At 66.7% G+C, this 23,921-nt stretch carries 24 protein-coding genes and 1 tRNA gene; 15 read left to right on the top strand and 10 right to left on the bottom strand.

The window, feature by feature from the left end:
• Positions 1–155: 155 nt before the first annotated feature.
• Complete coding sequence (locus tag ACEN9Q_RS29395) at positions 156–932, bottom strand: enoyl-CoA hydratase (protein ID WP_056438104.1); 777 nt, start codon at positions 930–932, stop codon at positions 156–158.
• Between the two features lie 118 nt (positions 933–1,050).
• On the opposite strand from ACEN9Q_RS29395, the gene ACEN9Q_RS29390 reads away from it, so the two are divergent.
• Positions 1,051–2,313, top strand: coding sequence for an MFS transporter (locus tag ACEN9Q_RS29390; RefSeq protein ID WP_495626946.1), 1,263 nt, complete (start codon positions 1,051–1,053; stop codon positions 2,311–2,313).
• Here the strand turns inward: ACEN9Q_RS29390 and mltA are convergent, their stop codons facing one another.
• On the bottom strand, positions 2,314–3,531 hold the full coding sequence (mltA, locus tag ACEN9Q_RS29385) for a murein transglycosylase A (protein ID WP_495626945.1): 1,218 nt from the start codon (positions 3,529–3,531) through the stop codon (positions 2,314–2,316). It lies immediately after the preceding gene.
• A gap of 13 nt (positions 3,532–3,544) precedes the next feature.
• Here mltA and ACEN9Q_RS29380 point away from each other — a divergent pair, with 13 nt between their 5' ends.
• A complete protein-coding gene (locus ACEN9Q_RS29380; protein WP_495626944.1) occupies positions 3,545–3,676 on the top strand; it encodes a hypothetical protein in 132 nt (43 codons plus the stop codon).
• A gap of 13 nt (positions 3,677–3,689) precedes the next feature.
• On the opposite strand, the gene apaG is transcribed toward ACEN9Q_RS29380, so the two are convergent.
• The gene (apaG, locus tag ACEN9Q_RS29375) at positions 3,690–4,064 is read right to left on the bottom strand and encodes a Co2+/Mg2+ efflux facilitator ApaG/CorD (RefSeq protein ID WP_056438113.1); all 375 of its coding nucleotides are present in this window, start codon (positions 4,062–4,064) and stop codon (positions 3,690–3,692) included.
• Between the two features lie 121 nt (positions 4,065–4,185).
• Here apaG and rpe point away from each other — a divergent pair, with 121 nt between their 5' ends.
• The 10 genes from rpe (at position 4,186) to ACEN9Q_RS29325 (ending at position 13,547) form a co-directional block, all read left to right on the top strand.
• On the top strand, positions 4,186–4,866 hold the full coding sequence (gene rpe, locus ACEN9Q_RS29370; protein WP_056438116.1) for a ribulose-phosphate 3-epimerase: 681 nt from the start codon (positions 4,186–4,188) through the stop codon (positions 4,864–4,866).
• Entirely contained in the window at positions 4,866–5,576 is a 711-nt protein-coding gene (locus ACEN9Q_RS29365) for a phosphoglycolate phosphatase (RefSeq protein WP_495626943.1), read from the top strand. The genes rpe and ACEN9Q_RS29365 overlap by 1 nt, the downstream gene beginning before the upstream one ends.
• A 205-nt stretch (positions 5,577–5,781) precedes the next feature.
• Complete coding sequence (gene trpE, locus ACEN9Q_RS29360) at positions 5,782–7,278, top strand: anthranilate synthase component I (protein WP_495626942.1); 1,497 nt, start codon at positions 5,782–5,784, stop codon at positions 7,276–7,278.
• Between the two features lies 1 nt (position 7,279).
• Positions 7,280–7,843, top strand: a complete 564-nt coding sequence (locus ACEN9Q_RS29355; RefSeq protein ID WP_056438125.1) for an anthranilate synthase component II — start codon at positions 7,280–7,282, stop codon at positions 7,841–7,843.
• Positions 7,844–7,991: 148 nt separating this feature from the next.
• A complete protein-coding gene (trpD, locus tag ACEN9Q_RS29350; protein WP_495626941.1) occupies positions 7,992–9,026 on the top strand; it encodes an anthranilate phosphoribosyltransferase in 1,035 nt (344 codons plus the stop codon).
• A 1-nt stretch (position 9,027) separates the two neighbouring features.
• A complete protein-coding gene (locus ACEN9Q_RS29345) occupies positions 9,028–9,690 on the top strand; it encodes a LysE family translocator (RefSeq protein ID WP_495626940.1) in 663 nt (220 codons plus the stop codon).
• 9 nt (positions 9,691–9,699) lie between these two features.
• Complete coding sequence (gene trpC, locus ACEN9Q_RS29340; protein ID WP_495626939.1) at positions 9,700–10,500, top strand: indole-3-glycerol phosphate synthase TrpC; 801 nt, start codon at positions 9,700–9,702, stop codon at positions 10,498–10,500.
• Between the two features lies 1 nt (position 10,501).
• Positions 10,502–11,002, top strand: a complete 501-nt coding sequence (locus tag ACEN9Q_RS29335; protein ID WP_495626938.1) for a TonB C-terminal domain-containing protein — start codon at positions 10,502–10,504, stop codon at positions 11,000–11,002.
• Between the two features lie 154 nt (positions 11,003–11,156).
• Entirely contained in the window at positions 11,157–11,963 is an 807-nt protein-coding gene (locus ACEN9Q_RS29330; protein ID WP_495626937.1) for an alpha/beta fold hydrolase, read from the top strand.
• A gap of 6 nt (positions 11,964–11,969) precedes the next feature.
• Positions 11,970–13,547: a hybrid sensor histidine kinase/response regulator gene (locus tag ACEN9Q_RS29325; RefSeq protein WP_495626936.1), complete on the top strand. Its 1,578-nt coding sequence runs from the start codon at positions 11,970–11,972 to the stop codon at positions 13,545–13,547.
• Here ACEN9Q_RS29325 and ACEN9Q_RS29320 read toward each other — a convergent pair.
• The 6 genes from ACEN9Q_RS29320 to ACEN9Q_RS29295 form a co-directional block, all read right to left on the bottom strand.
• Positions 13,525–15,345: a M61 family metallopeptidase gene (locus tag ACEN9Q_RS29320; protein WP_495626935.1), complete on the bottom strand. Its 1,821-nt coding sequence runs from the start codon at positions 15,343–15,345 to the stop codon at positions 13,525–13,527. The two genes, ACEN9Q_RS29325 and ACEN9Q_RS29320, sit on opposite strands and share 23 nt — an antisense overlap.
• Positions 15,346–15,453: 108 nt before the next feature.
• Positions 15,454–16,056, bottom strand: a complete 603-nt coding sequence (locus ACEN9Q_RS29315) for a nucleotidyltransferase family protein (RefSeq protein WP_495626934.1) — start codon at positions 16,054–16,056, stop codon at positions 15,454–15,456.
• Positions 16,053–18,272, bottom strand: a complete 2,220-nt coding sequence (locus ACEN9Q_RS29310) for a xanthine dehydrogenase family protein molybdopterin-binding subunit (protein WP_495626933.1) — start codon at positions 18,270–18,272, stop codon at positions 16,053–16,055. The genes ACEN9Q_RS29315 and ACEN9Q_RS29310 overlap by 4 nt, the downstream gene beginning before the upstream one ends.
• A 10-nt stretch (positions 18,273–18,282) precedes the next feature.
• On the bottom strand, positions 18,283–18,741 hold the full coding sequence (locus ACEN9Q_RS29305) for a (2Fe-2S)-binding protein (protein ID WP_056438155.1): 459 nt from the start codon (positions 18,739–18,741) through the stop codon (positions 18,283–18,285).
• 169 nt (positions 18,742–18,910) lie between these two features.
• Positions 18,911–19,633, bottom strand: coding sequence for a DsbC family protein (locus ACEN9Q_RS29300; protein WP_056438158.1), 723 nt, complete (start codon positions 19,631–19,633; stop codon positions 18,911–18,913).
• 29 nt (positions 19,634–19,662) lie between these two features.
• Positions 19,663–20,898 (bottom strand): FAD-dependent monooxygenase, encoded by a 1,236-nt coding sequence (locus ACEN9Q_RS29295; protein WP_495626932.1) that lies wholly within the window; start codon positions 20,896–20,898, stop codon positions 19,663–19,665.
• Positions 20,899–21,031: 133 nt separating this feature from the next.
• Here ACEN9Q_RS29295 and ACEN9Q_RS29290 point away from each other — a divergent pair.
• The 3 genes from ACEN9Q_RS29290 to ACEN9Q_RS29280 all read left to right on the top strand — a co-directional run bounded on the left by ACEN9Q_RS29290 (position 21,032) and on the right by ACEN9Q_RS29280 (position 22,621).
• Positions 21,032–21,107 (top strand) — tRNA-Phe (locus ACEN9Q_RS29290).
• A gap of 333 nt (positions 21,108–21,440) precedes the next feature.
• Positions 21,441–22,211 (top strand): SDR family oxidoreductase, encoded by a 771-nt coding sequence (locus ACEN9Q_RS29285; RefSeq protein WP_495626931.1) that lies wholly within the window; start codon positions 21,441–21,443, stop codon positions 22,209–22,211.
• On the top strand, positions 22,208–22,621 hold the full coding sequence (locus ACEN9Q_RS29280) for a cupin domain-containing protein (RefSeq protein ID WP_495626930.1): 414 nt from the start codon (positions 22,208–22,210) through the stop codon (positions 22,619–22,621). The genes ACEN9Q_RS29285 and ACEN9Q_RS29280 overlap by 4 nt, the downstream gene beginning before the upstream one ends.
• 220 nt (positions 22,622–22,841) lie before the next feature.
• Here ACEN9Q_RS29280 and ACEN9Q_RS29275 read toward each other — a convergent pair whose 3' ends face one another.
• Positions 22,842–23,789 (bottom strand): alpha/beta fold hydrolase, encoded by a 948-nt coding sequence (locus tag ACEN9Q_RS29275; RefSeq protein ID WP_495626929.1) that lies wholly within the window; start codon positions 23,787–23,789, stop codon positions 22,842–22,844.
• Positions 23,790–23,921 lie beyond the last annotated feature (132 nt).

Genomic DNA, 23,921 nt, shown 5'->3' with positions numbered 1-23,921 from the left:
GTCTGTCTTGTCGCGCCGTCGTTTCCGACTCGTTTCATGCGCTGCAAAACAGGACACGAACTATAGCAAATCGAAGCGGAGGTATGCAAGAGGCATCGAAAGAAACGTGCGTCGCCGGGCCGGGCACCGCCAGCCCTGGCGAAACCGACTGTCTCTTACATGCCCTCGAAGTTGGGCTTGCGCTTCTCCAGGAACGCGCCCATCCCCTCCTTCTGTGCCGGCGTGCCGAAACCGGCATGGAAGAAGCGACGCTCATAGCGCACGCCCTCGGTCAGCGTCGTTTCGAACGCACGGTTGACGGAATCCTTGATCTGCATCGCCACCGAGACCGGCATCGCCGCGATCGTCTCCGCCACTTCCAGCGCCACCGTCATCACGAGGTCGGCCGGCACCACACGCGACACGAGGCCCGTGCGCTCCGCTTCCGCCGCGTCGATCATGCGCGCCGTCAGCAGCATGTCCATCGCCTTCGATTTGCCGATCGCGCGCGGCAGGCGTTGCGTGCCGCCGGCGCCCGGGGTCACGCCGACCTTGATCTCCGGCTGGCCGAATTTGGCGGTGTCGGCGGCGATCAGGAAGTCGCACATCATCGCCAGTTCGCAGCCGCCGCCCAGCGCATAGCCGGCGACGACGCCGATCACGGGCTTGCGCACGTTCAGGATGTGCTCCCAGTTGCGGCCGATGTAATTGCCGGGATAGGTGTCGGCATACGTGTAATTGGCCATCGCGGCGATGTCGGCGCCCGCGGCGAACACCTTGTCGCTGCCGGTCAGGACGATGACGTTGATGGCCGGGTCGGCGTCGAATGCAGATAACGCGTCGCCCAGCTCGTTCATCATGTTGTCGTTGAGGGCGTTCAGCGCCTTCGGACGGTTCAGGCGGATCACGACCACTTTGCCGTGGTGTTCGATCAGCAGGTCAGAATATTCCATGGGACACCCCTTAATAAGATGAACCCGGATTGTAGCGCCTGAACGACGGATGTGACGTATACGGCAATCATGCCTTTGCTATCATCGATAGCCGAACCCATCGCCGACTTCGCCGCCCGTGTCTCCCATCGCCCTCCTCCGCAGCCTCGCCACCGACCGGCAGCTGCGCAACGTCGACTTTCGCCGTTTCTGGTTCAGCAGCGCCCTGACCAATTTCGGTGCCCAGATCACCCTGTTGGCCCTCCCGATCTGCGCGGCCCTGCTGCTGCATGCGACGCCCGGGCAGATGGGGACCCTGGCCGCCTTCGGCTCGCTGCCCTTCCTGCTGTTCTCGCTGCCGACGGGCGTACTGCTCGACCGCAGCCGGCGCCTGCCCGTCATGCTGGCCAGCGATGCGATGGTCGCGCTGAGCCTCGCCAGCGTGCCGTTCGCGTGGCGGCAGGGGTGGCTCAGCGTGCACTGGCTGTATGCCGTGCAGTTCATGCTGGGGACGGGATTCGTCGTGGGCGGCAGCGCGGAGCAGATCTTCCTGACCTTCCTCGTCGGCCGCGATGGCCTGATCGATGCGCAATCGAAGCTGGGGGCCACGGAATCCGCGTCGCGCCTCCTCGGTCCGGGCATCGCCGGCCTGCTCGTGCAGGCGCTGGGCGCACCGGTCGCGATCCTGTGCAATGTGGCCGGCTTCTCGATCTCGCTGTGGAACCTGCGCCAGGTCCGCACGCGCGAGCCGCAACCGCATCCGGCGCAATCGCATGTGCTGCGCGACGTGGCGGAGGGCCTGCGGTTCGTCTGGAGCCAGCCCGTGCTGCGCCTGCTGGCCTGGACCTCGGCCAGCTGGCACCTGCTGTTCTATGGCTACACGGCGCTGTACGTGCTGTTCGCCACGCGCGTGCTGGGGATGTCGCCCGGCCTGATGGGGACGTCGCAGATGCTGGGCGGCGCCGGCGTCCTATTGAGTTCCCTGCTGTTGAAACCCCTGACGCGGCGCGTCGGCTCCGGCGGCACCATCGCGACGGGCCTGTGCATTTCCTGCCTCGGCTTCATGCTGATGCCGACGATCCCGCGCGACCTGCTGGGCACTCGTGCCGCCACTGCGGCCGCCTACGCCGCCGTCGTGTTCTGCCTCGATTGCGGCGGCACCTTGTTCTTCCTGCCCTATCTCGCGCTGCGCCAGCGCGTCACGCCCGATGCGCTGCTGGGCCGGATGACGTCGACGATGCGTTTCATGACGGTGGCCACGGCCCCCATCGGCGCGGCCGGCGCGGGCGCGCTGGCGGAACGGCTCGGCGTGCGCGGCGGCTTGACCGTCGTGGCGGCGGGCGCCCTGCTGCTGACCCTCACTACTTTGTTCGGCACCCGCCTGCACAGGATACGGCAGTGATCAGCGGGCCGCCATCGCGGCCGGCCGCGGCAGCAGCGCCCAGATCTGGCCCCGCTGCTTCATGCGGCCCGCGTCGTCGGCGGCCTGGGCGCCGAAGCCGAAGAAGAAGTCCGCGCGCACGGCCCCCTTGATCGCGCCGCCCGTGTCCTGCGCCATCACGAGGCGCTGCATCGGCGCGTCGCCGGACGGCGCCGTCGTCGCGAGGAACAGCGGCGCGCCCAGCGGCAGGAACGACGGGTCGACGGCGACCGAGCGCGCGGGCGTCAGCGGCACGCCCAGCGCACCTTTCGGACCCACGCTCGGATCGGGCAGGCGCTCTTCGCGGAAGAAGACATAGCTCGGATTGACGTCGAGGAGTTCCTGGCGCCGCTCCGGATGCGCGGCGATCCACGCCTTGATGCCCTGCGCCGTCGCTTCGCCCGGCGCCAGCTCGTGCTGGTCGATCAGCCAGCGGCCGATCGCCTTGTACGGATGGCCGTTCTGGTCGGCGTAGGCGACGCGCACCGTCTCGCCGTCGTCCAGCTGCACGCGGCCCGAGCCCTGCACTTCGAGGAAGAACGCCTCGACGGGATCGTCGACCCACACCAGTTCCTTGGCGGGGATGCGCGCACGTTCGATCTCGGCGCGCGTGCCGTACGGGACGACGGTCTTGCCGACCAGGCGCCCGCGCAGCCGCATGCCTTTCAGGCTCGGATAGACGCTCGCCAGGTTCACGGTCAGTAAATCGTCCGGCACTTTATAGAGAGGCGTCTGGTATGCGCCGCCGCGCCGGCGCGCGCCGTGCAGCATCGGTTCGTAGTAACCCGTGATCAGGCCGGCGTCGGCGCCGTCGGGCGCGCGCACGAGGTTCGGCACGAAATACGTCTCGAAATACTGGCGGATGGCCGCGCCGTCGTCCGGGTCGACCAGCTTGCCGGCGGCGCACGGCGCCCGCCAGTCCGCCTTCGACGCCAACGCGCGGCACGATGCCTGGAACGCGGGCCAGGCCTGGCGCAGGTCGTCCTGCTGCCAGCCCGGCAACGCGTCGAACGTCACGGGCGTGAACAGGGGCGGCGGCGGCGGCGTCACGGTCACGGGTCCGACCGGCGGCGGCAGCTTGATCGGCGGCTGCGGTTGCGGCTGGGGACGCGCCGGCGGTTGCGGCGGCGTCGTGGTACAGGCCGCCAGCAAGGCGACGAGGGTCAATAAAGCGGGTACACTGCGGCGTGTCGAAAACATACTGGAATGCGTGATGTGGATACTGATGTTGGAAGCCGGCGTGGCCTTGTTCCTGCTGGTGTTCATCGTGTGGTGGACGATGTTCTCCGGGCGCAAGCCGGAGCAACCGCCCCCGGCCAGGAAAAACGATACGCCCGACGCTTGATCAGCTCAAGGGATTAATGCAGGGCGTGCGGCAGCGACAGCACGAATTCGGGAATCTTGACCTCGAAGCGGTGCCCATCCTCGGCCACGAAGAAATACTCGCCGACCATCGAGCCCTGCGGCGTTTCCATCTGGGTGCCGCTGGTGTATTCGAACTGTTCGCCCGGCTGCAGCAGCGGCTGGTGGCCGACGACGCCCAGGCCGCGCACTTCCTGCACCTGGTTGTTGGCGTCGGTGATCACCCAGTGGCGCGAGATCAGCTGGGCCGCGACGGTGCCCGTGTTCTTGATCGTGATGGTGTAGGTGAACACATGCTGCGTCCGGTCCGGGTGGGATTGTTCCGGCAGGTACTGGGTCCTGACGGTGATCGCGAAATCGTAGACGGGCATTGGTGTTCCTTGTTGTATTGGCAAAAGAGCGCGTATCCAACATGATACAACGCCGGCCGAAAGCACGGCGTCGGCGTACAATGCTGGCTTTGTCCAAAGCAACCCCGGCAATAGCCCAACCATGACCACCTACCGCATCGCTCCCAGCATCCTGTCCGCAGACTTCGCCCGCCTGGGCGAGGAAGTGCGTAACGTCGTCGCCGCTGGCGCCGACATCATCCACTTCGACGTGATGGACAACCATTATGTTCCCAATCTGACCATCGGCCCGCTGGTCTGCCAGGCCATCCGTCCGCACGTGCAGGTGCCGATCGACGTCCACCTGATGGTCAAGCCGGTCGACCGCATCATTCCCGATTTCGCCAAGGCCGGCGCCGACATCATCACGTTCCACCCGGAAGCGTCGGAGCACATCGACCGCACCCTGCAACTCATCCGCGACAACGGCTGCAAGGCCGGCCTCGTGTTCAACCCGGGCACGCCGCTGCACCACCTGGACCACGTGATGGACAAGATCGACATGATCCTGATCATGTCCGTGAACCCGGGCTTCGGCGGCCAGTCGTTCATTCCGGAAGCGCTCAAGAAGATCGCGCTCGCGCGCCGCATGATCGACGAATCCGGCCGCGACATCCTGCTGGAGGTCGACGGCGGCATCAAGGCCGACAACATCGCCGCCGCGGCGGCAGCCGGCGCCGACACGTTCGTGGCCGGTTCCGCCATCTTCGGCAAGCCGGACTACAAGGCCGTCATCGACGCCATGCGCGCCGAACTGGCCACGGTCGAGAAAAAGGCCGCCTGATGAAGGCCGAAGGGTTAGCAAATGCGGGGGCCATCCGGGCCGTCATCATCGACCTGGACGGCACGATGCTGCACACCGTGCCGGATTTCGAGCTCGCGCTGAACGGCATGCGCGCGGAATACGGCCTGGCGCCGATCACCCAGCAGGTCATCGAACCGATGGTCGGCAAGGGATCGAAAAAGCTGATCCGCGACGTGCTGGCCCTGGACTTCGACACGGCGCGCATCGACGCCGTCGCCGACGCCGCGCTGGACGCCTACCACCGCCACTACCAGGCGATCGTGGGCGAGCGCGCCGAGCTGTATCCGCACGTGATCGAAGGCCTGCAGGCGCTGAAGGACCTGGGCCTGCGCGTCGCCTGCGTGACGAACAAGCCGGTCGCGCTCACCCAGCCGCTGCTGGCGAAGAAGGGACTCGCCCCGTTCTTCGACCTGATCTACGGCGGCGATTCGTTCCCGCGCCAGAAGCCCGACCCGATGCCGCTGCTGCAGGTGTGCCGCGAGTTCGACCTGGCGCCGGCGCGCGTCGTCGCGATCGGCGACTCCTGCAACGACGCCGAAGCCGCGCGCGCGGCCGGCTGCTTCGTGCTGTCGGTCCCGTATGGCTACAACCACGGAAAACCTGTGCAAAGTATTAATTCCGATGGTATAGTTGGTTCGCTACTTGAAGCGGCTGAACTGATCAGCGCTCATAACAAAGCCAACTCCTAAACCATCGACTCCATGTTTTTCGCCAAAAAACACATCGTCAACCCAACCGGTGCCCATGAGGCCTGGCTGTGGCGACGCTGGCAATCCTGGTCCATCTGACCCAAGCTGATTGCTGCCGGTGCACGCCTCGTGCACATTGATACCGGCAGGTTTTTTGAAGAAATCGCCGCCCGTTCCCCTTCCTGCGGGCGGCCCGGAGAAAAGCATGACCGAACTCGAATTCAAATCGCTCGCCACGCAAGGCTATAACCGTATCCCCCTGATCGCGGAAGCATTTGCCGATCTCGAAACCCCGCTCACGCTGTACCTGAAGCTGGCCCAGAGCCAGGACGCCGGCAAGAATACGTTCCTGCTCGAGTCCGTGGTCGGCGGCGAACGCTTCGGCCGCTATTCCTTCATCGGCCTGCCGGCCAGGACGCTGCTGCGCACGCGCGGCAACGTCACGACGGTCGAGAAGAACGGGGAAGTCATCGAGACGCACGAAGGCAATCCGCTCGACTTCATCGAGGCCTATCAGGCGCGCTTCAAGGTCGCGCTGCGCCCGGGCCTGCCCCGCTTCTGCGGCGGCCTGGCCGGCTACTTCGGCTACGACACCGTGCGCCACATCGAGAAGAAGCTGGCCCATACGGCGCCGCGCGACGAACTCGACCTGCCGGAAATCCAGCTGATGGTGACGGAAGAGCTGGCGGTGATCGACAACCTGTCGGGCAAGCTGTACCTGATCGTCTATGCCGACCCGTCCCAGCCCGAAGCCTACAACAAGAGCCGCCAGCGCCTGAAGGACTTGCGCATGATGCTGCGCCGGAGCGTGGACGCGCCGGTGACGTCGAGCTCCGTGCGCACCGAGGCCGTGCGCGACTTCAGCAAGGAAGACTACCTGAAGGCGGTCGCCGTCGCGAAGGAATACGTGATGGCGGGCGACCTGATGCAGGTGCAGATCGGCCAGCGCATCCGCAAGCCGTACGTGGATTCGCCGCTGTCGCTGTACCGCTCGCTGCGCTCGCTGAATCCGTCGCCGTACATGTACTACTACAACTTCGGCGACATGCAGATCGTGGGCTCCTCGCCCGAGATCCTGGTGCGCAACGAGACGGACGCCGCCGTCGGCCGCAAGGTCACGCTGCGCCCGATCGCCGGCACCCGCCCGCGCGGCTCGACGCCGGAGCGCGACGCCGAACTGGCGCACGAACTGCTGCATGACCCGAAGGAAGTGGCCGAGCACGTGATGCTGATCGACCTGGCCCGCAACGACATCGGCCGCATCGCCAGGACGGGCAGCGTGAAAGTCACGGACCAGATGGTGATCGAGAAGTACTCGCACGTGCAGCACATCGTCTCGAACGTGGAAGGCACCCTGAAGGACGGCATGTCCAACCTGGACGTGCTGCGCGCCACCTTCCCGGCCGGCACCTTGACGGGTGCGCCGAAAGTGCGCGCGATGGAAGTCATCGATGAGCTCGAACCCGTGATGCGCGGCATCTACGGCGGCGCCTGCGGCTACCTGTCGTTCGGCGGCGAGATGGACGTGGCGATCGCGATCCGCACGGGCGTCATCAAGGACGGCAACCTGTACGTGCAGGCGTCGGCGGGCATCGTGGCCGATTCCATCCCCGAGATGGAATGGCTGGAAACGGAACACAAGGCGCGCGCCGTGCTGCGCGCGGCCGAGCAAGTGCAAGACGGACTGGATGGGGAGATCTGACATGCTGCTCATGATCGACAACTACGACTCGTTCACCTACAACATCGTGCAGTACTTCGGCGAACTGGGCGAGGATGTGCACACCGTGCGCAACGACGAGATCACCCTCGAGCAGATCGCGGACCTGAACCCGGACCGCATCTGCATCTCGCCGGGCCCGAAGTCGCCGAAGGATGCCGGCGTGTCCGTGGACGTGCTGCGCGAATTCAAGGGCAAGAAGCCGATCCTCGGCGTGTGCCTGGGCCACCAGGCGATCGGCGAAGCGTTCGGCGGCAGGATCGTCCGCGCCAAGCAGGTCATGCACGGCAAGACGTCGAAGATCGCGCACATCGGCGAAGGCGTGTTCAAGGGCCTGCCGAGCCCCTTCACCGTGATCCGCTACCACTCGCTGGCGATCGAGCGCGCGTCGCTGCCGGCGTGCCTGGAGGTGACGGCGTGGACGGACGACGGCGAGATCATGGGCGTGCGCCACAAGGAATTCGACATCGAGGGCGTGCAGTTCCACCCCGAGTCGATCCTGTCGGAGCACGGGCATGCGATGCTGAAGAACTTCCTCGAGCGCTGAACGCAACCGAACGCTTGCCAACGTCGTTCCCGCGGAGGCGGGAATCCAGGTTTATGTGCACGCCGCACAGTAATTGGACCCCCGCCTGCGCGGGGGCGACGTGCGACGGCCGCGTGGCGACAACCGATTTCCAAGAACTGGACCTGCCATGATCACCCCTCAAGAAGCCCTCCTCCGCTGCATCGAACACCGCGAAATCTTCCACGACGAGATGCTGCATCTCTTCCGGCGAATCATGTCCGGCGAGATCTCGCCGACGATGGTCGCCGCGCTGACCATGGGCCTGCGCGTGAAGAAGGAAACCATCGGCGAGATCACCGCCGCCGCCCAGGTGATGCGCGAATTCTCCACCAAGGTCCCGATGGCCGACACGACGCACCTCGTCGACATCGTCGGCACCGGCGGCGACGGTGCGCACACTTTCAATATCTCGACCGCGTCGATGTTCGTCGCCGCCGCCGCCGGCGCGCGCGTCGCCAAGCACGGCGGACGCAGCGTGTCGTCGTCGTCCGGCAGCGCCGACGTCATCGAATCGCTGGGCGCCCACATCGACCTGAAACCCGAGCAGATCGCCCAGTCGATCGCGCAGACCGGCATCGGCTTCATGTTCGCGCCGAACCACCACGCGGCCATGAAGAACGTCGCGGCGGTCCGGCGCGAGATGGGCGTGCGCAGCATCTTCAACATCCTGGGGCCGCTGACGAATCCGGCCGGCGCGCCGAACATCCTGATGGGCGTGTTCCACCCGGACCTCGTCGGCATCCAGGTACGCGTGCTGCAGCGCCTCGGCGCCCGGCATGCGCTCGTCGTCTGGGGCCGCGACAACATGGACGAAGTCTCGCTCGGCGCCGGCACGATGGTCGGTGAACTGGTCAACGGCGAGATCCGCGAATACGAGATCCACCCGGAAGACTACGGCCTCGCGATGATCGCCAGCCGCAACCTGAAGGTCGCGGATGCGGCCGAATCGAAGACCAGGATCATGGAAGCGCTGCGCGGCGAACCGGGTCCGGCGCACGACATCGTCGCGCTGAACGCGGGCACGGCGCTGTACGCGGCCGGCGTGGCCGCATCCATCGAGGACGGCCTGCAGCGCGCGCGCACCGCGATCGCGTCGGGCGCGGCGCTCGCGAAGCTCGACCAGTTCGTGAGCGTCACGCGCCAGCTGGGCGCGGTGAACTGAGATGTCCGGCATCCCGCTGTCAGGTATCCATGATCCGGGGCTGTTCGTCGCCAGCGGCCTGCTGCTGAACATCATGCCGGGCCCGGATTCGCTCCTGGTCACGACGCGCAGCGCGACGCAGGGCTGGCGCGCCGGCAGCGCGGCGGCGCTGGGCATCGGCACGGGCACGTTCGTGCACATCGTCGCCGCGGCCCTCGGCCTGTCGGCGATCCTGGCGACGTCCGCCGCCGCGTTCACGGTCGTCAAGCTGCTGGGCGCCGCGTACATCCTGTACCTCGCTGTCGGCATGCTGCTCATTAAGCGAGGAAATGAGCGCGGCGCCGGCGTCGCGGCGCCGCTGGCCATCGCGCCGCTGCCCCTGCGCCGCATCTACGCGCAAGGCATCCTGACGAACGTGCTGAACCCGAAGGTGGCGCTGTTCTTCCTCGCCTTCGTCCCGCAATTCATCGATGCGCACGCGCCGCACAAGGCGCTCGCCTTCCTCATCCTCGGCGCCATCTTCAACATCAACGGCATGTTGTGGTGCCATGCGCTGGCGCTGTTCACCGCGCAGGCCAGGGCGCGCATCAAACTGCATCCCGCCGTCACGCAATGGCTCAACCGCGCCACGGGCGGCCTGTTCGTCTGGCTCGGCGTCAAGCTGGCGCTGGCGAAACAACACTGAAGGTCCACCATGTCCGATATCCTGAACAAGATCCTCGACGTCAAAGCGACCGAAGTCGCGCGCGCAAAACAGTACCGTGATTTCAACAGCCTGCGCCGCGACGTCGAAAGCGACGCCGCCCTGCGCGCCGACCTGCGCGGCTTCGAAGCGAGCCTGCGCCGCAGCATCGAGGCGGGCCGTGCCGGCGTGATCGCCGAAGTGAAAAAGGCGTCGCCGTCGAAGGGCGTGATCCGCGCCGACTTCCGCCCGGCCGAGATCGCCCAAAGCTATGCCGCGGGCGGCGCTTCCTGCCTGTCCGTGCTGACCGACGTACAATTCTTCCAGGGCTCGCCCGAGTACCTGAAGCAGGCGCGCGCCGCGTGCGACCTGCCCGTGATCCGCAAGGATTTCATCGTCGATCCGTACCAGGTCTACGAAGCGCGGGCGATGGGCGCGGACGCGATCCTCTTGATCGTCGCCGCGCTGGATCATGGTTTGATGGCCGACCTGGAAGCCTGTGCCCGGGAACTTGGCATGGATGTGCTGGTCGAAGTCCATGACGGCGACGAACTGGATGCGGCCCTGAAGCTCAAGACGCGCCTCCTGGGCATCAACAACCGCAACCTGCGCACCTTCGAGGTCACGCTCGACACGACCATCAACCTGCTGCCGCGCATTCCGGCGGAGCGCCTGGTCGTCACCGAGTCCGCGATCCTGGCGCCCGCCGACGTCAAGCGCATGCGCGACGCCGACGTGCATGCCTTCCTCGTGGGCGAAGCGTTCATGCGCGCGCCCGACCCCGGCACGGAACTCAAGCGCTTATTCGACTGACATGAACACGATCATCCGCGCAGGCCTCGCTCTCTTCACATTGACCGCAGGCCTGAGCGGATGCTCGAGCGTGCGAACGGCCGCCGATGCCGTCACGTCCTCCGTCGAACACGTCACCGCGCGCATCTTCCATCCCGCCACACCCACGGCGCCCGCACCCGCGGGGCTGGACGATTACAAGACCCGGGTCGCGCGCCACGTGGTCGAGCGCAATCCCGAGCGCATCTATGCCGGCACGCTGCCGCCGATGCTGCCGGCCATCGTCGTGCTCGAGATCACGGTCGACCGCGACGGCCAGCTGGCCGACGTGGCCGTGCAGCGCTCGCGCAATCCGGATGCCTCCCAGATCGCGCTGGCCTCGGTGCGGCGCAGCTCGCCGCTGCCGGCCCCGCGGCAGCTGGCCCGGGCGACGGGCAGGCTCACCTTTTCCGAGACGTTTTTGTTTGCGGACAGCGAACGGTATCAGCTGCGCAGCCTGGCGGAGCCGCAGGCGAGCGAGTGAACCCCGTCGGCCGCGCTTCGGCCGCCACGACGCGCGGCACGACTGCCGGGCGCAAGCCGAACAGGGCGGCGGCGGGTTTCGGGTGCGATGGGTGCGCGTGCTCAGCGTTAATCGGTCTATAATCCGCCGTTACATTTTTATATATTTCACACACATGTCCAAAGTGCAACTCAGGAATAACGTCCGGCTGGCCGGCAACGGCCCGGCAACGATGGTGTTTGCCCACGGCTTCGGTTGCGACCAGACCATGTGGCGCTTCCTGGCGCCGGCGTACGAAGATCGCTTCCGCACGATCTCGTTCGATCTGGTCGGCAGCGGGGGTTCCGACCTGTCCGCCTACGACCGGACCAGGTACGGCACGTTGCAGGGCTACGCGGACGACCTGCTCGAGCTCATCGACGAATGCGCAACGGGCCCCGTCGTCTTCGTCGGCCATTCCGTCAGCACGATGATCGGCCTGCTGGCCACGATCAAGGCGCCGGAACGATTCGTCGCGCAGGTCATGGTCGGCCCGTCGCCCTGCTACATCAACGACGGCGACTACGTCGGCGGGTTCAGCCGGGAAGACATCGACGAACTGCTCGAGACGATGGACGCCAATTACCTTGGCTGGTCGAGCAGCCTGGCGCCCGCGATCATGGGTGTACCCGACCGGCCCGAACTGCGCGCGGAACTGACCGACAGCTTTTGCCGCAACGATCCCGAGATCGCCAAGCATTTCGCCCGGGTCACGTTCCTGTCCGACCATCGCGCGGACGTGCCCCGGTCGACCACGCCGGCCCTGATCCTCCAATGCAGCGACGACATGGTTGCGCCCCGTTCCGTGGGCGATTTCCTGCACCGGAACCTGCCGCACAGCACCTTGCACATCATCGACAATGTCGGCCACTGTCCGCACATGAGCGCCCCGACGGCAAGCTCGCGCGCCATCGATCAGTTCCTCGCGCACGTCCTGCGCTGACGGGCCGTGCCGACACTGCCGACCGGCGACATCCTGTTCGACCACGCGGCGTGCGCCCTGCTGCTGACCGCGGCCGATGGCCTCATCCTGAAAGCCAACCGTACGGCGTGCACGTGGCTCGGTTACGCCGAGGATGAACTCGTCGGCAAGCTGCGCATGCGGGACCTGCTGCCGGTGGGCGCCCGGCTGTTCTACCACACGCATTGCCAGCCGATCCTCGAAGCGCAGGGGTCGGTGGCCGAAATCCAGGTCGACCTGCGCAACAAACGCCAGGAGCGCCTGCCCATGCTGATCAACATCAGCCGCCACGGCGAGGCGGACGACATGGTCGACCACTGGGCCCTGTTCATGGCATCCGACCGGCGCGCGTACGAGCGCGAGCTGCTGGCGGCGCGCAAGGCGGCGGAGGCGGCGCTGGAAGCACGCCGCAGCGCCGAGGGCGAGCTGACGAAGTTGAACGCGCAACTGTCGGCGACGGACCGGCGCAAGGACGAATTCCTCGCGACCTTGTCGCACGAGCTGCGCAACCCGCTCGCCCCGATGCGCAGTGCGCTCGACGTCCTCAAGCTCAAGTTCGGCCACGGCACGGACAACCGCCTGCTGCAGGCATTCGACCGCCAGCTGCGCCACCTGACCCGGCTCGTCGACGACCTGATGGAAGTCTCGCGCATCACGCAGGGCCGCATGCAGCTGCGCTGCGCGCCCGTGGAACTGTCGGCGCTCGTGCACGGCGCGGCCCACGATCTCGCCGCCACCATGGACGCGGCAGGCCACACGCTGCGCCTTTCCATCGCCCCGCCGCCCGTGATCGTGGAGGGGGATGCGACGCGGCTGACGCAGGTCGTCATCAACCTGCTGACCAACGCCGCCAAGTACACGCCGGACGGCGGCACGATCGAACTGGGCCTGTCCTGCACGGACGGGATGGCCGAGATCATGGTGCGCGACAACGGCATCGGCCTGCCCGCCGCGGCCCTCTCCACCGTCTTCGACATGTTTTCGCAGCTGGAGCCGGCGCTGGAACGGTCAAAAGGCGGTCTCGGCATCGGCCTCGCGCTCGTGCGCGGCATCGTCGAGCTGCACGATGGCAGCGTCCACGCGGACAGCGCCGGCGCCGGCCTGGGCAGTACATTCACGATCCGCCTGCCGCTCGCGGCGGGCGGCGTGTGCGCACCGTCGCCGGCGGCGCCATCCGCCAGGGCGGCCCCGGCCCAGATGCGCGTCCTCGTCGTGGACGACAACGAGGACGCCGCCGAGATGCTGGCCATGACGTTGGAACTGCACGGTTGCGAAGTGCGGACGGCGCCGACGGCCACCCGGGCGCTCGAGATGCTGCCCGGCTTTGCCCCCGCCGTGGCGCTGCTCGACATTGGCCTGCCGGACATGAACGGCTATGAACTGGCGCGCAGGCTGCGCCAGCTGCCGGGCGGCGCATCGATGACCTTGATCGCGACGACGGGCTGGGGACAGCAGAAGGACCGCGAACGGGCATTCGAGGCCGGGTTCGACCATCATCTCACCAAACCCATCGACTTCGATTTGTTGCGGTCCTATTTGCCGGTCAGCTCGCGCTCGGCCGCTTGACCAAGGGCCCCTTGCGCGTGCCGGGCGCCACGGTGACCTGGACGCAGGGCACGCGGTCGCCCTGCAAGGTAACGTCGAACGTCATCAGCTCGTCGCGGCGGAAGGCGTGCACGGTCACCGTGTCGTCCACGCGGTAGCGCGCGAACAGCTGGTCGAGGTTGGACGGGTTGGCGTTCACGCGCAGGCCGTCCACGGCGATCAGGACGTCGCCCGCCGACAGGCCCGCCTGGTGCGCGGCGCCGCCCTCGTGCACCTGGGTCAGCTTGACGCCGGCGGCGTCGCGGCCGATGCCGGCGTCCAGCGACGGCTTGGCGTTCTTGCGCTCTTCCGTCACCTTCACGCCGAACGGGGCATACAGCTTGGCCAGCGGGATGTCCTCGGTGCCGCGGATGTAGCGGTCGAAGATCGTTTTCAGGCGCACGCCGCTCACCTCGTCGAACAGGCTTTCCACGTCCTGCTCCGTCACGCCGCGCGCGGCGCCCTTGTAGAAATTGCGGCCGTAGCGGTCCCACAGGGCCAGCATGATGTCGTCCAGCGACTTCGCGCCGCCCGTCCTGGCGCGGATCGTCAGGTCGAGCGCGAGGCCGACGAGCGACCCCTTCGTGTAGTAGCTGATGATCGCGTTCGGCGCGTTCTCGTCCTGGCGGTAGTACTTGCTCCAGGCGTCGAAGCTGGAATCCGCGATGCTCTGCTTGGTGCGGCCCGTGCCGCGCAGGACGCTGGCGGCCGTTTTGCCGAGCAGCTTGAAATACGTCGCCTCGCTGATGATGCCGCTGCGGACGAGCATCAGGTCGTCGTAATAGCTCGTGAAGCCCTCGAACAGCCACAGCAGGGGCGTGTAGTTCTCGACCTGCAGGTCGTACGGCGCGAACACGGCCGGCTTGATGCGCTTGACGTTCCAGGTGTGGAAGTACTCGTGGCTGCACAGGCCCAGGAATTTGATGTAGCCCTCGTTCGGCTCGGCCGTCCTGGGTGCCGCCGTCGTCGGCAGGTCGGTGCGTGCGCAGAGCAGCGCCGTCGACGCGCGGTGTTCCAGGCCGCCGTAGCCGTCGCCCACGACCATCGTCAGGAACACGTAGCGGTCCATCGGCGCCTTTTTCGTCTTCGGCTCGAAGAACGCGATCTGGGTTTCGCAGATGGCTTTCAGGTCTTTTTCCAGGCGCGCCATGTCGAGGTTCGGCACGCGGCCCGTGATCACGATGTCGTGGCGGATGCCGTGCGCCGTGAAGCCGCCCAGCGCGAAGTCGCCCATTTCGACGGGGTGGTCGATCAGTTCATCGTAGTCGGCGGCGGCGTACGTGCCGAAGCCGTAGCGCCTGGCGCCCGCTTCCGGCAGCGACGTGGCTACGCGCCAGCTGCGCGTGCCGCCATCGCCCGGGCGCTGGATGTCGACCAGGTGCGGCCGCGCCTCCTGCCCGACGACGCGCAGGAACACGCTCGTGCCGTTGAAGAAGCCGTGGGTCTGGTCGAGGTGCGCGGCGCGCACGGACAGGTCCCACGCATAGACTTCGTAATGCACCGTCAGCGGCCCGCTGACGGGCGCGGCCTGCCACGAATGCTTGTCCAGCTTCGCGAGCCGCACCGTCGCGCCGCCGGATTCGGCGCGGATGCGCACGATGTTGCGGGCGAATTCGCGGATCATGTAGCTGCCCGGGATCCAGGCCGGCAGCGCGAACACCTGCCCTTCCGGGCTCGGTTCGGCCACGGTGACGGTGACGTTGAACAGGTGCCCGGCCAGGTCCTTGGGGACGATCGTGTACTGGATGGCCGGCGGCTGCTTCTGGGGTGCTTTTTTCATATGACGTGAACAATCTCTCTCCGATGCGCCGTAGTGTAATCGGATTTTTCAAGAAAGAGCATGTTCACACAACCGGTGTTCACAACATCGCGTGTTCACACGGTTGAGCTACGATCCGGTCAGATCGGCAGGCCTGTCGATATCGCGGAAGATGCCCGGATCATGCACCGGCACCGCCGTCACCGGGCCGGTATGCAGGAGGCGGCGCGCGCCCTCGTCGCCGCGCAGGGCCAGCAGCGCATCCAGGTGAACGGCGCCGAAACCGACCGGATTGCCGCGCCGGCCATCCATGACGGGTGCCGCGATGTCCGCGCCGGCCGCCAGCGCGTCGGCCAACGACCGCAACGTGGCCACCTCGACGTACGGCATGTCGCCCAGCGCCACCAGCCACGCCTGCGGCCTGGGCGCCATGCCCAGCGAATGGCGGATGGCATGCGTGAGCGACGCCGCCATGCCGCTGTCCGCATCCGGGCACACGGCCACGTCGCAGCCCAGCGCGGCCAGCCGCTCGGCCACGCCGCCGTCATCCGGCGCCACGACGGCGACGACGCGGGGCACGGCGGCCAGCAGCTTGCGCGCGCTGGCCACGACGACGGGGTCGAAATCCGCCAGCGGCTGCAGCAGCTTGTTGCGCCGCCCTTCCGGATCGAACCGGCGTCCCCGGCCGGCCGCCAGCAGAATGCCGACCGGCGCGGCCGGGGACACGGTCACGCCGTCGCCAGGTCGAACGGCAGCTTGCGCAGGCGCTTGCCGGTCAGCGTGAACACGGCATTGGCCAGCGCCGGCGCCAGCGGGGGCAGGCCCGGTTCGCCGATGCCCGTCGGCGCATCCTGCGACGGGACGATGTGGACGTCGATATGCGGCATGTCGTTCATGCGCGCCACCGTGTAGTCGTTGAAGTTCTGCTGCTCGACGACGCCGTCCTTGAGCGTGATGCGCGCGCCCGGCAACGTCGTGCCGAGGCCCATCAGCGCCGCGCCCTGGATCTGCGCCTCGATGGACATCGGATTGACCGGCAGGTTGCAGTGCACGGCGGCCGTGACCTTGTGCACCCTGGGGCTGCCGTCGACGACGGACGCGTCGACGACGTAGGCGACGACCGTGTTGAACGATTCGTGCAGCGCCACGCCGTAGGCATGCCCTTTCGGCAGCGTCTTCTTGCCGTAGCCGGACTTCGCCACGGCGAGGTCCAGCGCCGCGTGATGGCGCACGTGCTTCGCGTCGATCAGCTTCTTGCGGTACGCGACCGGGTCCTGGCCCGCCGCGTGCGCGGCTTCATCGATCAGCGTCTCCATCACGAACGCCGTGTGCGTGGACCCCACGGAGCGCCACCACAGCACGGGCACGTTGGCCTTGGCCGCATGCGCCGTCAGGTTCAGCGGCACGTCGTACGGTTCGCCCATGCCTTCGACCATCGTGCTGTCGACGCCGTTCTTGACCATGAACGGTTCGAACGTTGTGCCGGTGATGATCGACTGGCCGACGATCGTGTGGTCCCAGGCGACGATGTTGCCGTCGGCATCGAGGCCGATGTCGGCGCGGTGCACGTGCGACGGACGATAGTAGCCGCCGCGGATGTCGTCCTCGCGGCTCCAGATCAGCTTCACCGGACCGGCGTGGCCCGCCGCTTTGTAGGCCTTGGCGACGTGGACGGCTTCGACGACGAAGTCCGACGTCGGCGTGGCGCGCCGGCCGAAGCCGCCGCCCGCCATCATCGTGTTGAGCGTGACCTGCCCGGGCTTGAGGCCGGCCACCGCGGCGGCCGCGGCCTGGTCGACGCCCTGGAACTGCGAGCCGACCCACAAGGTGCAGGCGTCGTCGCGGAGGTCGACCGTGCAGTTGATCGGTTCCATCGGCGCGTGCGCCAGGTAGGGGAATTCGTAGACGGCCGAGATTTTTTTCGCGGCGCCGGCCAGCATCGACGTATCGGCCTTGCGCGCGACGGCGCCCGGCGTCCTGGACAGCTCGGCGAACTGCGCCATCTGCTTGCCGCTGTCGACTTTTTCGACGGCGCTCGTGTCCCACTCGATGGCGAGCAGGTCGCGCGCCTGCTTGGCCGGCCAGTAGCCGTCGGCGACGACCGCCACGCCGCTGCCGCCGCGGTCCACCGGCACTTCCAGCACGGCGATCACGCCGCGCAGCGCCCTGGCCTTGGCGGCGTCGAACTTCGCGACCTTCGCGCCGAACACGGGCGGATGCGCGACGACGGCGACCCTGGTGCCGGCCGGTTTGACGTCGAGGCCGAACTGCTGGCGGCCCGTCGACTTGGCGCGGGCGTCCAGGCGCGGCATCGGCTTGCCGATGTAGCGGAACGTCTTCTGGTCTTTCAGCGTGATCGTTTCCGGCACCGGCAGCGCCATCGCCGCTTCGGCCAGCGCGCCGTACGTGGCCTTCTGGCCCGCCGGGCCATAAACGACGCCCTTCGCGGTGCGGCATTGCGCCGGGCTCACGTTCCACTGCCGGGCGGCGGCGCCAATCAACATCGCGCGGGCGCGGGCGCCCACTTCGCGGTACTGCGTGAACGAGTGGGCGATGGTGCCCGAGCCGCCAGTGATCTGGATGCCGAAGACCGGGTCCTTGTACACGTCGCCGGCGGGCGCCAGTTCGGCGCGCATCTGGCTCCAGTCGGCATCCAGTTCGTCCGCGATCACCATCGGCAGGCCCGTGTGCACGCCCTGGCCGAACTCCAGGCGGTTGACGATCACGGTCACCGTGTTGTCCGGTGCCACGCGCAGGAAGGCGTTCGGGGCGTAGACGGTCGGCTTGGCGGCATCGGCCGCACGGGCGATGCGCCCGCCGGCCGGCAGCACGAAGCCCAGCACGAGGCCACCGGTGGCGGCGGCGCCGGCTTTCAGGAAACCGCGGCGGGAGGCCGGGGCAAGGCGGCCGGCCTTGGCCGCCACATTCTTCATCAGGTCGAATCGCATGCGGGTCTCCTTACGCCAGGGTCTTGGCGGCATCCTTGATGGCCGCGCGGATGCGTTGATAGGTGCCGCAGCGGCAGATGTTGCCGCTCATGGCGTTGTCGATGTCGGTGTCCGTCGGCTTTTTGTTCACGCGCAGGAGGGCCGTGGCGCTCATCACCTGGCCGCTCTGGCAATAGCCGCATTGCGGGACGTCGTGCCTGACCCAGGCGTCCTGCACGGCCTTGCCGACCTTGTCGGTTTCCATCGCTTCGATCGTCGTGACCTTGTGGCCGACGGCCGCCGAGATCGGCGTGACGCAGGAACGGATCGCCTGCCCGTCCAGGTGCACGGTGCACGCGCCGCACAGCGCGGCGCCGCAGCCGAACTTGGTGCCGGTCATGTCGAGGTTGTCGCGCAGCGTCCACAGGATGGGCGTGGAGGGATCGGCGTCGACCTGCACGTCGCGCCCGTTGATGTTCAAAGTGATCATGACTTCTCCCTTGTTCTGGTTTGTCGTTGGTTCTTGTATTTGCGTCATGCCTGCGTTTGGTGGGCGGAGGCCGCCCACCCTACGTCTTTTTGGCGTAGGGTGGGCACCCCGTGCCCACCAGGCGTTTGCGTCGTTGCGGCGAAAAAAGCCCGGCGGTGCCGGGCTTGGATTACTGCTTGAGGGAGGCCAGTTTGGCCTCGAGCGTCTTCTGGTCGACGGCGCCCGGAATCCGGCTGCCGTCCGAGAAGAAGATCGCCGGCGTGCCCGTGATATGCAGCTTCTGGCCAAGCGCCAGCACCTTGTCGTTCGGCGACTCGCAGCTCGCTGGCGCGGCCGGCGCCGGCTTGCCGTTGATCATCCAGTCGTCCCAGGCCTTGGCGCGGTCCGGCGCACACCACACGTTCTTCGACTTGTCGAACGAATCCGGCGCCAGGATGTTGTACATGAACGTGTAGATCGTCACGTTGTCCATGTTCTTCAGCGTCGTCTGGCGCAGGCGCTTGCAGTAGCCGCAGTTCGGGTCCTCGAACACGGCGATCACGCGCTTGCCGTCGCCCTTGACCTGCTTGATGGCGTCGCCCAGCGGCAGGTCGGAGAATTTGACCTTGTTGATGTCGTCGATGCGCTCGCGCGTCAGGTCGCGCGTCGACTTGGCATCGTAGACGTGGCCGATGATCAGGTACTCGCCCTTCTTGTCCGTGTACAGGATGTCGCCGGCGACGCGCAATTCATACAGGCCGGCATACGGCGTTTCCTTGATCGATTCGATCTTGGCACCGCCCAGGCGCGGTTCGATCGCCTTCTTGATGTTGGCTTCGACCGAATTCTGCGCGCCGACGCACGACGTCATCAAGCCGGTCGCCAGCAGGACGGCGAGCTTCGTTTTACCCATGAATGATAATTCCTTAAAGATTTGGCACGTTACCTGCCCATTGCATGGGCGATCAGCCGTCGCTTGACCAAGGGCAACTTATCCAGCAAGTTTAATCCCAAATTGCGAACCACGCGCACCGGCTCCAGATTTGCGCCGAACAGACGCTCGAGGCCATCCGTGGCGAGTTGCATCAGCAACACATCTTCCTTGCGCGCCCTGGCGTAGCGCGCCAGCACGCGCTCGTCGCCGATCCCTTGATGCGCATCGCGCGCGGCGACCGTGTCGAGCAGGGCAATGATGTCGCCGAAGCCCAGGTTCATGCCGTGTCCGGCCAGCGGATGCACGGCGTGGGCGGCGTCGCCGACGAGCGCCACGCGCGGCGCCGTGACCGCATGCGGGCGCACGAGCGCCAGCGGGATCGCCTTGACGGCTTCCGGCTGCAGCGGTTTCAGCAGGCCCAGTTTGCTGTCCGCATACTCGCCCAGGCGGATCGCCAGCTCGCCCAGCGATTCGCCCATGATCGTGTCCGCCAGCGTGTCCGGCGCCGACCATACCAGCGACACCTGGTTGCCCGGCAGCGGCAGCAGCGCGATCACGCCATCCTTGCAGGTGAACCATTGATAGGCGACGTTGTGATGCGGCTTTTCGCACGAGAAATTCGCCACGATGGCGCGCTGGTGGTACGAGCGGTAATCGATGCCGATGTCGCACTGTCCGCGCACCCAGGAATCGCGGCCGTCGGCGCCGACCAGCAGTTGGGCCGCGAGCACCGTGCCATCTTCCAGCTCGACCTCGACGTCGTCCGCGCTGCTCACGATCCGGCAGGCGCGTCCGCTGACGGTCTCGACGTTCTGGGCGAAGCGCAACGCGGCGTCGAGCGCCTGGTTCAGGTTGCTGTCCTCGACGATCCACGCGAGCGCCCCCGCATGCGCGCCGAACGCATCGAAGCCGAGATGGCCGCCCTGCTCCCCGTCGCCCTGCACGTCCATCGCGTCGACGGGCGCCACGCGCGCCATGTCGAGCGCGCCCCACACCTTGAGCGACGACAACAGCGTATGCGCCGTGTGGTTGAGCGCGTACACGCGCACGTCCCACGGCTTCTCGCCGCCGGACGCCGCCTGCGCATCCGGGCGCGCGGGCGGCACGAGCAGCGTGACGCTGTGCCCGGCCTGCGACAGGCCGAGCGCCGCCGTCTTGGCGATCGCGCCATTGCCGACGATGCAGACGTCGCTGCGGCGGGCGACGTTGCGATGATGTGCGGAGGAAGTGGTTTGTGTGCTCATGACACACATTATAGACGCTTCACCGTGGGCTGCTTCCGGCGAACAGGACGGACATTTCGCCCTCCCGCCGCAGGAAATTTGCTCGACAGGACTTGCGACTTCGCAAACCCGTCGCTATAATCGTGCCTCCTTTGGCCTGGTAGCTCAGTTGGTAGAGCAGAGGATTGAAAATCCTTGTGTCGGTGGTTCGATTCCGCCCCGGGCCACCAAAGAATTCAGCAGCAAACGAAACGCCGACCCATGCAGGTCGGCGTTTTTGTTTCCGAAAGCAGAACGTCTCCGCGTCCGGTCCATTGCCGATCCTTCCCGCCTCCCCCATCGCGGCACGCCCTGTCCTGACGACCGGTTTCGGTTCGACTCCCAGTGCAACTGACGGGATCCCATCCTCGACCTGCGCGCGCAGGTCGCGCCGCTAAACGAAGCGACCTGCGGCCTTCAGGCCGGCCGCACAAAAATATCTGATTGACTGTCACAAATCGCCTGCCTACAACGACTTATAGCCAGGAAGACCGCAAGTGCGTCTTTAACGTGAAGGGTAAATCATGAAAATCGTCGTCATTGGCGGTACCGGGCTGATCGGCTCGAAAACCGTCACCATTCTTCGTCAGGGCGGCCACGAGGTCGTCGCGGCTTCGCCTAAAAGCGGTATCAACAGTGTCACCGGCGAGGGCCTGCAGCAGGCCATGGCCGGCGCGCAAGTCGTGATCGACCTCGCGAATTCGCCCTCATGGGAAGACCAGGCCGTACTGGAATTTTTCCAGACGTCCAGCCGCAATCTCCTTGCGGCGGAAGCCGCAGCCGGCGTTCGCCACCACGTTGCGCTCTCCATCGCCGGGACCGACCGGATGCCTGACAACGGCTATTTCCGCGCCAAGGTCGCACAAGAACAAGCGATCGTGGCTTCCGGCATTCCTTACACCATCGTCCGCGCGACCCAGTTCATGGAATTCCTCGGCGGCATCGCCGATTCAGGCATGGTCGGCAACGTCGTCAAGCTGGCGCCCGGCCAGTTCCAGCCCATCGCATCGGACGACGTCGCGGCGAACGTTGCCGAAGTCGCGCTGGCGGCGCCGCGCATGGGCATTGTCGAGATCGCCGGCCCGGAACGCGCACCGCTCAACGAATTCATCGCCCGCTACCTCAAGGCGATCGGCGACCCGCGCCAGGTCGTCAGCGATCCCGAGGCCCGCTACTTCGGCGGCAAGGTCGGCGAACACTCGCTGGTGCCTCTGGGCGAAGCGCGCCTCGGCCGCATCGGTCTCGACGAATGGCTGCGCAACGCCAGGTCCGCAAACCAAGTGAGAACGTCATGAAACGCATCATTCTTTCCCTGCTGGTCGCCAGTCTGCCATTTGCCGGTGTCCATGCCGAAGCGCCGAAGGCGAAGAACGCCAAGGTAACGCTGGTCTACCAACACGAACTGCCTGATGTTCCGGGCAAGAGCCTCAAGGGCGTGCTGGTCGAATACGGTCCGGGCGGCTTTTCGCCCGGGCATATCCATGCCAAATCTGCCTTCATCTACGCAACGGTGCTGGAGGGGGCGATCCGCAGTCGGGTCAACGACGGCCCCGAGACCATCTACAAAGCAGGGCAGAATTTCTCCGAGATGCCTGGCGACCGGCACGGCGTCAGTGCCAATGCCAGCAAGACGGCGCCGGCCAAGCTGCTCGCGGTGTTCGTCGTGGACACGAACGAGAAAGAACTGACGACGCCATTCGACTGAGATGGAATCGTGCCCTCGTTGCTGAGGTGCACGAGACCTGCGACAGGATAGGCAGCAGGCCAGCACAGGCGCAAGGTGCAGATGCCGCGCGGCCGCTCGGCGGCTCGACCTCGCCCAAACTCGAGGTGCGGTTCGCACCGGCGACCTTCCCGTTCATTCCGATGGCGCGTGCAACAACGCCGGCCCATGCAGGTCGGCGTTGTCGTTTTTGGACCGCGGCTCAACCGACGCGCCACAACCGTCGCGCCTCGTCGGCTATCACATCAGGAAACTCCTCCTGAAAAAACAGCTTCCCCTCGGGCACCTGGCGTACCCCCAGCGACCGCGCAAACGTCCGGTCCAGATACGCCGCATCGGCCATGGGAAAGATCGTGTCCGCGGAACCCCACACCATCCGCACCGGCACCGTGCTCCGCTTGAGCGCCGCCTCGATCCCCGCCAGCGGGTTCGGCGCCAGCGCCTTGTGGAATTCGTGGTATTGCCTGCGCCGCAACGGCGTGCTCACCATCGGCGTGACGTAGTACTCGATGACGTCGTCCGTGAGAATGGCGGGATCGTGGTACACGGCCGCGCCGAAGGTCGCGCGTGCGAGGTTCTTGTCGGTCAGCCATTTGGCGGTGTCGTCGGCCAGCGTGCCGGCGTTCGCCATGTCGAGTACCGGCTTGATCATCGGCGGCGGGCTGTCGGGTTCGGTATCGCAGTCGGTCAGGAGCATCGTGCGCACGCGCGCCGGATACCGGACGAGGAACATCTGCGCGACGGCCCCGCCGCTGTCGGACGCGACGATGTCGACCTGGCCGACGTGCAGCGCGTCCAGCAGGGACGCCAGCATCGCCACCTGCGCAGCGGGCGCCACCGACTGGCGTTCCGGGATCTCCGAGTAGCCGAGGCCCATGAAATCCGGGGCGATACAGCGCCGGTAAGGCGCCAGGCGGTCGAGCGCGCCGCGCCATTGAAAGCCGTTCAGCGGGGCGCCGTGCAGGAACAGCGCCGCGCCGCCCGTGCCGCGCTCGACATAGGCGATGCGGCCGCACGGCAGGTCGGCGAAGCGCCGCGCCTGGCGATAGGCGTTCACGCCAGTCGGCGCCGGCGGCCGTGCCGCCGCGCTCAAGCCGTAGGTCGCGACGGCGGCGGCGCCTGTCAATTGCAAGAAATTCCTGCGTTTCATCTAGCCTCTCCTTGGTTGGGTTGGTGCATGCGAGGATGCTAGCGGCGCCGTCGCGGCCCGGCGAGCATCATCGGCCGGTCCCGGACACAGGCGGATGATTTCCTGTAAATTAATGCGATGCGTACCCGGAGG

The organism is Massilia sp. Masssp93, assembly GCF_059491295.1.
This window is presented reverse-complemented; position numbering and strand designations above follow the sequence as displayed.